Origin of the sequence: Veillonella sp. (assembly GCF_041333735.1) — a bacterium.
Lineage (GTDB): Bacteria > Bacillota > Negativicutes > Veillonellales > Veillonellaceae > Veillonella.
Map to the genome: position 1 here is coordinate 532,003 of NZ_JBGKFB010000001.1, position 10,629 is coordinate 542,631.

General features: G+C 38.1%; 8 protein-coding genes. 2 read left to right on the forward strand and 6 right to left on the reverse strand.

Translation table 11 applies throughout. From position 1 onward, the window contains the following. Positions 1–135: 135 nt before the first annotated feature. Complete coding sequence (locus ACDF53_RS02415; RefSeq protein ID WP_005387622.1) at positions 136–921, forward strand: MBL fold metallo-hydrolase; 786 nt, start codon at positions 136–138, stop codon at positions 919–921. A gap of 169 nt (positions 922–1,090) precedes the next feature. Here the strand turns inward: ACDF53_RS02415 and cooS are convergent, their stop codons facing one another. The 6 genes from cooS to ACDF53_RS02445 all read right to left on the reverse strand — a co-directional run bounded on the left by cooS (position 1,091) and on the right by ACDF53_RS02445 (position 9,221). Then, positions 1,091–3,262, reverse strand: coding sequence for an anaerobic carbon-monoxide dehydrogenase catalytic subunit (cooS, locus tag ACDF53_RS02420; RefSeq protein WP_195186282.1), 2,172 nt, complete (start codon positions 3,260–3,262; stop codon positions 1,091–1,093). Positions 3,263–3,652: 390 nt separating this feature from the next. Then, complete coding sequence (locus ACDF53_RS02425) at positions 3,653–4,558, reverse strand: LysR family transcriptional regulator (protein WP_005387617.1); 906 nt, start codon at positions 4,556–4,558, stop codon at positions 3,653–3,655. Positions 4,559–4,699: 141 nt separating this feature from the next. After that, the gene (locus tag ACDF53_RS02430) at positions 4,700–6,328 is read right to left on the reverse strand and encodes a phosphoenolpyruvate carboxykinase (ATP) (protein ID WP_370815367.1); all 1,629 of its coding nucleotides are present in this window, start codon (positions 6,326–6,328) and stop codon (positions 4,700–4,702) included. Positions 6,329–6,671: 343 nt separating this feature from the next. Next, the gene (locus ACDF53_RS02435; RefSeq protein ID WP_370815368.1) at positions 6,672–8,312 is read right to left on the reverse strand and encodes a PAS domain-containing protein; all 1,641 of its coding nucleotides are present in this window, start codon (positions 8,310–8,312) and stop codon (positions 6,672–6,674) included. 173 nt (positions 8,313–8,485) lie between these two features. Further along, a complete protein-coding gene (locus tag ACDF53_RS02440) occupies positions 8,486–8,833 on the reverse strand; it encodes an energy transducer TonB (RefSeq protein WP_308518877.1) in 348 nt (115 codons plus the stop codon). Between the two features lie 10 nt (positions 8,834–8,843). Further along, entirely contained in the window at positions 8,844–9,221 is a 378-nt protein-coding gene (locus ACDF53_RS02445) for an energy transducer TonB (RefSeq protein WP_119208833.1), read from the reverse strand. A 415-nt stretch (positions 9,222–9,636) separates the two neighbouring features. Between ACDF53_RS02445 and ACDF53_RS02450 the strand changes: the two genes are divergently transcribed. Continuing rightward, positions 9,637–10,578 carry a metal ABC transporter solute-binding protein, Zn/Mn family gene (locus ACDF53_RS02450; protein ID WP_370815369.1) on the forward strand — a complete coding sequence of 314 codons (942 nt, stop codon included), beginning with the start codon at positions 9,637–9,639 and terminating at the stop codon, positions 10,576–10,578. Positions 10,579–10,629: the final 51 nt, after the last annotated feature.

Sequence of the window (10,629 nt, forward strand, 5' to 3'; positions counted from 1 at the left end):
ACAATGTGTCTATTAATAAACATAGTGTTAATTATTGTTGAGACTAGTATACCAAAACAAGGTACACTAGTTCTAGAGATTACAAATAATAATCTATTCAATTAAATCGACAATAATCTAATTAAGGAGATAACTATGACACAATATACTCACATTCGAAACGCCACAGGAAAATTAACAATAAAAAATACAACATTCCTTATTGATCCATTTTTAGCACCAAAAGATACTTATCCTGGCTTTGAAGGAACATTTAACTATCAACAAAGAATGCCTATGGTTGATTTACCTCTATCAATGGACAATCTATTAAGCAATGTAACTGCAGTGGTAGTCACACACACACATCTTGACCATTGGGATGATACGGCAATTAATGCTATTCCAAAATCACTTCCTATTTTTGTACAAAATACAGCGGACAAAGAACTTATTACTTCACAAGGCTTTAATGATGTACGCATCATTTTTGAAAGTCTAGAGTTTAATAGTATCACATTAAGAAAAACAGGTGGCTCCCACGGCACTCTAGAAATGTATGCAAATCCAGTTCTCGCACAATTAGCAGGCGATGCGATGGGCGTTATTTTTGAAGCAGCAGACGAACCAACTGTGTACCTTGTAGGCGATACAGTTTGGACAAGTGATGTAGAGAAGGCCCTCCTTCGCTTCGACCCTAACGTTATTATTATGAACACTGGATATGCTCAAATTTTAGGCTTTGAAGATAGTATTATTATGGGTACAAAAGATATTGGCCGCATGGTGGTACGCAAACCAGAGGCTAAAATTATTGCGGTTCACATGGATACAGTTAATCATACTGCAACAAGTCGTAAGGATGTACGCAAATTTATCAAAGGCAACAATATTGAAAGCCATGTAGCAGTGCCTGAAGATGGTGAAACCATCACACTTTAATAGGTCTAAAACAATTAGTACATTATACTACGGCTAATACAAGACAAGTAAAAAATCTATCCACAAGCAATAAAAAACACCCTCTTAATTCTAATAGTCATAATAACTATAAGATCTATAGAGGGTGTTTTTATACGCAACTACAAATTATAATCTATCAAAGGATAAACTATTTTACTTCAGCCCAACCTAAAGCAGCACGTTTAGCATCGATATCAGCTAAGATTTTTTCAGCTACTTTAGCAGGATCAGTATTTACATACATAACAGAACCTAAGATGTCTTTAGTGTCTTCTTTAAGCCATTTTGTAACAGCATCAGAGCCTTGTGTAGGTGGCTCAACGCAATGGTAAGAGTTAATACCCATCAAGCGGAAGCCAAGGGATGCATCGATACCTTTTTCGTTAGACCATTCAGGGCTAGACATAGCAAATGGCATTTGTGGTAAGTTAAGACCTAATTCACCAGCAATACCAGCAAAAATACCGGAGGAACGTGCATTATCTACACATTCGCCGACATGCCATACAGGTGGTTGATCATCGCCCAAGAACTCTTGCAATGCAGGGCTACATTTCTTAATAGCATCTGTATTACAGTAACCAAGTTTCATCAATGGGAAGGATGCACAACCATTTGTTAAGATGATACAGCCATTTTTGATAAGTGTATCAACAATATCTACAGTTGCTTTTTCATAAATAACGCGAGGGTTGGAACAACCTACTACGTTTACAATACCACGAACTTTACCAGATTTTAAAGCCTCTGCCAATGGTTTGAAGGAACCGTAATGTTTAACAGTGGATTCTGGAGAGAAACCAACTTCAGCAGTGATTTCGTATGGCGGAATGAATACAGGCATGCCTTTGCGCAATTCATGAGCTTCAAGAGCGCGATCCAAGATTTTGCGAGCCAATGCTTTTGTTTCAGACAAGTTAGTATGATGGTGATCGTAACCAATGTGTTCTGCACCTGGTAAACGAGCTGCATCAGATGTAGTGATAACTTTTGTGTTGAAGCAACGTGCTACGTCCATGATAGCAGGGTATACGTCTTGAACGTCAGCTACCCAGCAATCAAGAGCGCCTGTACCAAGTACAAGTTCCGCACCGATAGCATTACACAATGGAATAACGTTTTCATAACGGTACATACTGGACAAACCAGAGCAACAGATACCGTAGAATTGGATGCCTTTAGCACCGATAGCTTTTGCTTTTTCTAAGTACTCTTCAGAGGCACCAATTGTACAAATTTGTGATACTAATGTTGGCAAGTGACCATGAACAGCGATGTTAACATAACCTTTTTTCAATGCACCGATGTTAACTTTGGATGTACGACGACCACCTTGACCGAACAATGCATCTGTTGCGATGTCCGCTGCTACTACGCCTGTGAATGTGAAAGCAAGACCACAACGCAAGAATTGTTTCATGTTGCTTTCCCAATCGCCATCTGTACCTACACATGTACGATGGTATGCATCAAAGGCTTCATTGTACGCAGAAATAGGTAAGATATCAAGGTTTTTCCAAACTTCACGGCGCTCAGCTGGAGCTAACGCTGTAATTGTTTTATATTCGCCAGGCAATGCACGGCTCAAATCTTCTAATAGAACATCTGCCAAGTCATTAGCCACTTCTTTTAAGGAACGACCTTCTTCAGGGATGTTGAAAGCTTTACATACTGTGCGAATTTTTTCTTCCCCTAAAATTGGAATATCCAATTGATCGTTAGCAGCAGCTTTCAAAGAAATCAAGATTTCTCGAGCATGCGCACCATGTTGTGTTAAGCCACCAGCTGCTGCGCGTGTCATATTACGAGCTACAATAAGATCAGCATCAGCACCGCAGACACCACGAGGGCTCTTAGGTGTAATTTTACATGGACCCATGAAGCAAACACGACAACATACGCCTGCAATACCAAAAGTACATTGTGGTTGTTGTTTATCGAAACGGTCAAATACTGTATCGCAACCAATTTGCTCCATGCGAAGAATCATTTCGCGTACAGCTGGATCTGGTGTTTGTTCGATAACATCTTGTTTTGTAGGCCAAGTTTTACGATACTCAGCAACGGCTTTCATGTAATCGTTTACGCCATGTTCATGAGGTACCCCTGGTTCATGAGTGTGTGGCACCCATTTATCCGTTGGCAACGCTTTACCATGACTATGGTCATGGTCATGATGATGATCATGGTCGTGATCGTGATGGTGACCGCCACAATGGCAGTGGTCATGGTCATGGTGATGATGGTCATGATCATGATGGTGATGATATTCGCCATGGCTGTGGTCATGGGTGTTTTTGTTTTCCACATCTTTATTCATAATAAACCTCCTAGGGGCCTACGTAGGCCAACTAACAATAATAAGAAAACATATTCTACTTTTATTTTATTTTTTAAATCCACCACACTTGTGGGTTTTAAATCCTATCTCCTAAATATGTTTTAACCTAATTATAGTATATTTTTTGACAGGACATTTGTCAATTATTTTTTGAGAATTTTTTGACTCATTTACTTCAAAAAACATTGTAATTACTATATTTATTAAATTCGATATTTTCAGTTTTCTTTCACAAATCAAAAGAGATTAATTCCTGTGAACTTAGGGAATTAACCTCTTTTATCTATAGAATACTATATTTATATATTGTTTTATATGAATTATTATTTGCAAACAGTACTTAATACTCTAACATTCCATCTGTATAATTTATAAGAATTGTTGCATAACTTGAGCCACTTCAGGCAAATGGAATCGCTTTGCTCTATCTGATCTCGCTACAAGAACTAATTGACGGAAACATAGTTTCGATGCTAAAGGATAGAATTTAACTTTATCATCATCGCCCTTACTATTTAATGTACTTGGCAAGAAAGTAATACCATAATCATCTTCTACCAAGGATCTACAAGTGTCAAGATTTTCAGAGCCAATAACCGCTTTAGGCACAAAGGATTCAGCCTGACATAGACGATTTACCAAGGTTCGCAACTTAAGGCCTTCTCTTATGAGAATAAAAGGAAAAGACCCAAATGGTGCTATCTCATGTATTCCATTCGGTGTCATGAGCGAGTCAGCAATAGCTATAGCTTTTTTATTCTCTACACTAACAGCTAATAAAATTTGCTCATCTAACACAGGATAACTTTCAAGGGCCTGAGAGTAGATTGGTGTTGGGAATAGACCTACATCAACCAATCCATCACAAATTTGTTGCTCCAAAAAATGGGACTCCCCTTCTACTACGTGAAATTCCCAGGATGGCTCAATTTGTTGAAAGCTCTTTAATGTTTTTCCCAACATATGGTGACCATAGAATTGAGATAATCCAATACGCACATGATAAGCCGCATCAGACCCTTGATTAATGATCGACTGCGTTAAAGCCTCTACCTTTCCTACTAAAGGCATACCCTCTTTAGCAATTTGTAAGGCTGCAGCGGTTGGTACAACCTTTGTCCGATCTCGAGCAAATAAAGGTACACCTAATTCAGCCTCAATGCGACGAATACTTTGACTCAATGCGGGTTGAGAGATATATAGTTTTTTAGATGCCTTTGAAAATGATGCCATCTCAACGATGGTACTTATATATTTAATATCCTTTATATCCATAAAAACACCTTATAACAAAACATTATTGATTTATCATAAGTATATATTACCACAAAAGAAAGAGCCCTCCACAAGGAGGGCCTTTTATTTGAGCAGTTAGACAATCTCAATATTATATTGAGGATTTAATAAATTTTGAGACTACATTAGAGTTTTCAATACATCCAATACTTCTTGAGGTAATTCGTTTTTATGACCAATAAGTTTTTCTACATAGTCATAGCGGAACTCAAACGCTTTGTGTAATTGGTGATGGTATTCACGCACTTGGAATGGTGGTTCAAAACCAGAAACCTCAACATAAGAGAGGTTTTCATATTTATAGAATGGTTTGAAGTCCAATGTGCCTTCTACCAAACGTTCCAATAAATCAAGAGTTACCTCTTTAGGAATTTTGTCTTCCAAGAAGAAACCTGTATTCATGATGTAACATTGTACGCCACATTCAGAGAATAATTTTTTGTAGCTTTCATAGTCACGAACCAATGGATATGTACGGAATGGATTTGCATATGGTTCGATAACAAGTGCATTTGGATCAACGTGAGCATCCAGCTTTTCAGCAGTAGAACGACGTGTCGCCAGTGTTGCGCCCATTGTAGATGCCAAAACAGGATCATTAATTTTAAGGATTGGTGGCAAAGTTTTATCTTTCATAAGCCATACAATGGCATTAACTGGTTGATCTACGTAGTTTACACGATTATCTGTCCAGAATTGAGATTTAATAGCGCGACCATTATTATTACGCACATCTTCTGCCAATACAACCTTACGGCCATCCTCATCCATAGTTACGCCAACATTTTGTAGAGTCAACAAGAATTCATTAGCAGGATGTTCCACAGGATAGTCTTGCATTTTGTCGAAATATGTAGGTTCAAGAGCAATAGAACTCAAGTCATTAGTATTAATGATATACGCATCGTCATGCAAGATAGAAATATCATAACGACCATCATGCTTTTCATGAGTTAATGTAGATTTACCAGAACCGGACAAGCCAAATACACCGATAGTGTAGCTTTTACCATTGTCAAGATTGTAACGTTTCATACCGCCGTGGCATGCTACATAATCAAAACGATTCGCCAAGGACCAAGCCAATGTAAGGGTACCTTTTTTATGCTCACCGAAGTAGCGCATACCAAGAATCATAGCGCAGTTATGAGCTGGGTCAAAAATAGCAAGCCCACCCGGATGACCTGGTACCACATAGTCAGGATCAGAATAGATATAAATATCGCCTTCTGGAATTTCTACACTATCATTGTAGAATTCTTTTACGGCTGCATCAAAGAACTTAAAGTTCATGATCCAAGAATACAAAATGGATGCATGGTCTTTCGGAATCATCAAATGCGCACGAGCAGTAAATTTTTTATCAAGACCTACGATAGTATCAGCAGAAATCCATTCTTTACCACGGCTATCATAGACTGCATCACGTGCAATATTAGCAAGTTCCACTTCGTCAATGCCTTCATCGCCAATAATGCGACGAGCTTTTGCATAACGGCCTGTAGTTTTACCATCGTTTGTAACAAGTACCTTTGCATCAGCTGGCAAACCTTGCTCGCATGGTTTATATACAGACATATCGAGGACGATAACACCAGGTTCTTCAGTGGCCAATTGGTACGCTTGTGCCACAGATGTAATAGGCGTTACATTGTTTCCATAAAATGCAGTTTCAATAGTACTGCGCATCTTAGAAAATAATGGGTTTGTTTTAATTTCACTTTGCTTCCAAACGCGTCTTGTCGACATAGTATCCAGATCCTCACCTTTAATATATACGTAATTTCTCTTGTAAAAGTAGTTTAAGATAAGAAAATACTGCATCCGCAAATACTTTCATTATATTTTATTGTACCCTTTTCAGACAAATTTGTATACACAAAATAGATGAATTATAAGAAATTAATGCATGCTTATTATGAATTAGTGCAACACATTATATATAAATAGTTTTGATATCTCTATCTATTTTATTGATTTCACCCCAGTAAAAATCAGTGTAAAAAAGTATGCTGAATATATAACAGCTAATCAAAAAATGAAATGAGGCTAGGTCATAGGACCTAGCCATTTATTCTAAAAAAGCAAATATTTATTTTTTAGCTTTATTAATGAAGGCATCAATTTTACCAACAAGATCATCTACGTTAAAATCACCACGTTCGGCAATCATCTTGATCGTTGCCACTTTTGCCATCACTTTCACCATCGGTGTTTTCAATTTCTCAAATTTAGGATTTAAAGAAATCAAATAATCTACAACCTCAGGGCTTTGCTTGATTAAATTAGAGAGAGTTGTCTTTGCATCGATATGGAAACGACCGTCAGCATCGGTAGCGAGTGGCTCTTCATCTACCTCTTCTGCAGCCTCTTGGGCTAAGGATTTATCAGTATCATTACCCTTACCAGTACTATTTTCTGCATTTCCTACAAACTCTGTCTTATCCCAAGTTAATAGTGTGCGAGAACCTTCCAATTCACGGATATGAGTGCAATCTTGCATCATTTCTAGAACGCCACGGAATTTACCATTTTCATCACGTACTGCAGTGTAGATAACATAGATAAATAATCCCGGTTTATTAATCCAGAATTCAGCTTGGCTTTGCTCACCTGAGCGGAACTTCTCAACGATTTCTTCTACAACGTGAACGGATTTCGCAGGGTGACAATTCTTCACCTCACGACCGATAACATTGGCACTGCGAGGGAATATACGATGTGGCGTATCGCTGTAGAACTTAACAAGTTCGTTTTCATCTACATAGGACAAATCTACAGGAAGATGACGGAACAATAGATTGATTTGTTCTAATGTCAATTTTCCAGTAGCTACATCAAGAACAGCATCCTTGCCAACTTGTGCCCCACCTACAGGACCAACGTATTTGGATAATAACCCTGCTAAATCATTTAGGAACTCATTAGATACTGCACCATTTTGACCAGTGTTATTTCCATTTAATTGAGCTGCTGAATCGTTGATGCCTGCCACGACATACAAACCTGGCGGATTGATGATAGCATAACCAATTTCATGATCGTTTTTGCTCATGCGCACAAACTCTTCATCGCCTAATAATTTAAAGGATGTTGGCAATAGTACTTCTAACTCTTTAGAATTCAAATCACGCAATTTCGCCAACGTTTCAGGAACGGATGCTAAAAATTCTTCGTATTTATCTTCTCGAAGCAATGCATACGACGCAGAGATGGCATCACGCACGCCATCATCAAAGGTCCACATGATACGTGTAGGGCGATCAAATCCATGTTCTTCAAGCATTGGATATAATTGATTTTGCTTGCGGGATAGATGAATACGCCATTGCGCTAAGGAATCAAATACACCGAGCCAAGAATTCTTGATGAACTTCTCTTGTTTCAACAATTCATCAACTTCAAGAGCTACCTTTTCAACGGCATTGATTTCTTCCAAATAGGCCCATAATGGATGATTTTCAGGGTACTCATTCTCAGCACGCACTAATACGCCATCAAATAAGTTCAATAGATCATCCATCTTATCTAGGATTTCCTCATCCTTATATACACCTTTCAAACTTTGCTCTGCATAGGCAAACTCATCAGGTGTACAAGTGCCTAATTTTTCTTTCAAAATACGATTGCCCTCTTCCAAGGACAATTTACCATCTAAATAATCTTCTTTTACAGACACAATAATTCTGTAACGATCACTATTAATATCTAGCTTTTGCTGTAATGGATTCATATGCTTATACCTCCATGGGTCAATGCTATTCCTATATGCAATATGTTATTGCTCTATATAATCTATTTTTAGTATACCCATTTTGAAAGTAATTTTCAGTTGCCACAGATACATATTTAGATATATTTGAAAGATTCTAAAAAAGCGCCCATACACTGTATGAGCGCCTTTGATTAGTTTCTAAAATCAATATATTCAGTTTTAGAAGATGCTACAGGATTACCATTAGAGTCTGTAGCCGGGTTGAAACGCCATGTGGAGATTTTCTCAACAAGAACCTCATCAAGAGCAGTAACCCCACTAGATTTTACAACCTCTATATCCCCTACAGAACCATCTTCATTAATTGTAAAACGCACATCTGCACTATGAATCGAATCGCCATAACCAGCAATATTAATTTGATCTACAGATGGTGTAGATATTGCTACAGGCAATTGAAATGGAGCCGCCAACACAGTGGCTGCCAGACTCGTTGCAAACAATGCGCTTAATACAGTACAACGCAACACTTTATTCATCACATTCTCCTTATTTAGCTGTTACAGCTTGTTTAGGTAGAGTAATGGTCATCCCAATAATAGATTCATGAGCCTTTTGGTCCACGCCGATAGCAGGTGTAAATTTCCATTGTAGAATGGCTTTTTTCACTGCTTCATCAATTGGAGCATAGCCAGAGGAACGTTCTACGAATACGTTTTTAACATTACCTTTTTTATCAATTAAGAAGCGTACGCGCATATTAGGCGCTACCGTAGCTGTTTGAGGAACCTCAGGCAACTCAGGTTTTACAATTTCCACTTCGCGCGGAGATTCTAAGAACTTAGCCGCATCAGCTGTATAGTTACCTAATACGCCAAAGGATGCAACAAGTAAAGCTGCCGCAGTGAATCGGAATAATTTATTCATAATATGCCTCCTTATTTATTGTAAGTCTATGAATAATATCATACTAAATAAAGATGAATATTTAAAGAACATTTTCTTATTGATAAAATTTCTCATTTGTGATATATTAGTACCAAGATAACTGTTCGGACTCACATATCAGGTTGATATGACAAAAAAATTACACAAAGGAGGTTCATCATGAGACGTAGAAAGCGTATTCAAATGAAGGTCATGATGGTACTTGGTATTGTTGCCCTCATTGGGCCAAACCATCTACAATCTCTCATCCACTAAACAATCGTGACCTTAGTAGAAGAACGTATAACTGCCACTAGCCGCTACGTTAGTAGCGGCTATTTTTCCGTTTAAATTAAGGGTAATTAACAAAATAACTAAAGACTTTAAATTTACTAACTAAAAAAGGAGGTTTATTATGAAATTCAATCGAATCTTACTAATCGTCGTATCATTAGCACTTATGTTATTCGCATTAGCAGGCTGTGGAAAAGATGCAGCACAAGACAGTCAGAAAAAACTAAACGTCGTTGCTACAACGACAATGTTAACGGATTTGGTAAAAGAAATCGGCGGTGACCATGTGTCCGTACAAGGTCTCATGGGACCTGGCGTAGACCCTCACCTCTATCAAGCGAGTGCCGGCGATGTAACAACTATGTCTAAAGCAGATGTTGTGGTATACAACGGCATTCACTTAGAAGGTAAAATGGCTTCCATTTTCGATAATTTAACAAAACAAAATAAAGCTACTATCCGCGTATCCGACGCTATTGATCCAGCCACTCTACTCGACTTTGATGAAGAAGATGGCGTGAAAACTAAAGATCCTCATATTTGGTTCGATGTAGCTAACTGGAAACTAGCAGCAAAAGCTGTCTATGAAGGTCTTGCTAAAGCAGATCCAGCTCACAAAGAGGATTTCAAGAAACGGTATGATGCATACCTCACTAAATTAGATGAAACAGATGCATATATTAAAGCACAAGCAGAATCCATTCCTAAAGAATCTCGCGTTCTCGTAACAGCACACGATGCCTTCCAATACTTTGCTCGCGCTTATGGCTTTGAAGTAAAAGGTTTGCAAGGTGTAAGTACTGCTACAGAAGCTGGCACACAAGATGTGAATGAACTTGTTCAATTTATCGTAGATCACAAAATTAAAGCGATTTTCGTAGAATCTTCTGTACCACATAAAACAATCGAAGCCGTTCAAGAAGCAGCTAAGGCTAAAGGCTGGAACGTTGCTATCGGTGGTGAATTATACTCCGACTCCCTCGGTTCTGAAGGCACTGAAGGTGGCACATATATTGGCATGGTAAAAGCTAACATCGATACCATCGCTAAAGCACTTAAATAACAAATAACGTTTCAAAACAAGGACGACATAAAATGTATGTCCCTATGTAAG

Excerpts from the sequence above, each read along its gene's own strand:
- ACDF53_RS02425 (WP_005387617.1), bottom strand. The coding sequence starts at position 4,558 with ATGGATATAAAGGATATTAAATATATAAGTACCATCGTTGAGATGGCA.
- ACDF53_RS02445 (WP_119208833.1), bottom strand. The coding sequence starts at position 9,221 with ATGAATAAATTATTCCGATTCACTGCGGCAGCTTTACTTGTTGCATCC.
- ACDF53_RS02430 (WP_370815367.1), bottom strand. The coding sequence starts at position 6,328 with ATGTCGACAAGACGCGTTTGGAAGCAAAGTGAAATTAAAACAAACCCA.
- ACDF53_RS02440 (WP_308518877.1), bottom strand. The coding sequence starts at position 8,833 with ATGAATAAAGTGTTGCGTTGTACTGTATTAAGCGCATTGTTTGCAACG.
- ACDF53_RS02435 (WP_370815368.1), bottom strand. The coding sequence starts at position 8,312 with ATGAATCCATTACAGCAAAAGCTAGATATTAATAGTGATCGTTACAGA.
- ACDF53_RS02415 (WP_005387622.1), top strand. The coding sequence starts at position 136 with ATGACACAATATACTCACATTCGAAACGCCACAGGAAAATTAACAATA.
- ACDF53_RS02450 (WP_370815369.1), top strand. The coding sequence starts at position 9,637 with ATGAAATTCAATCGAATCTTACTAATCGTCGTATCATTAGCACTTATG.
- cooS (WP_195186282.1), bottom strand. The coding sequence starts at position 3,262 with ATGAATAAAGATGTGGAAAACAAAAACACCCATGACCACAGCCATGGC.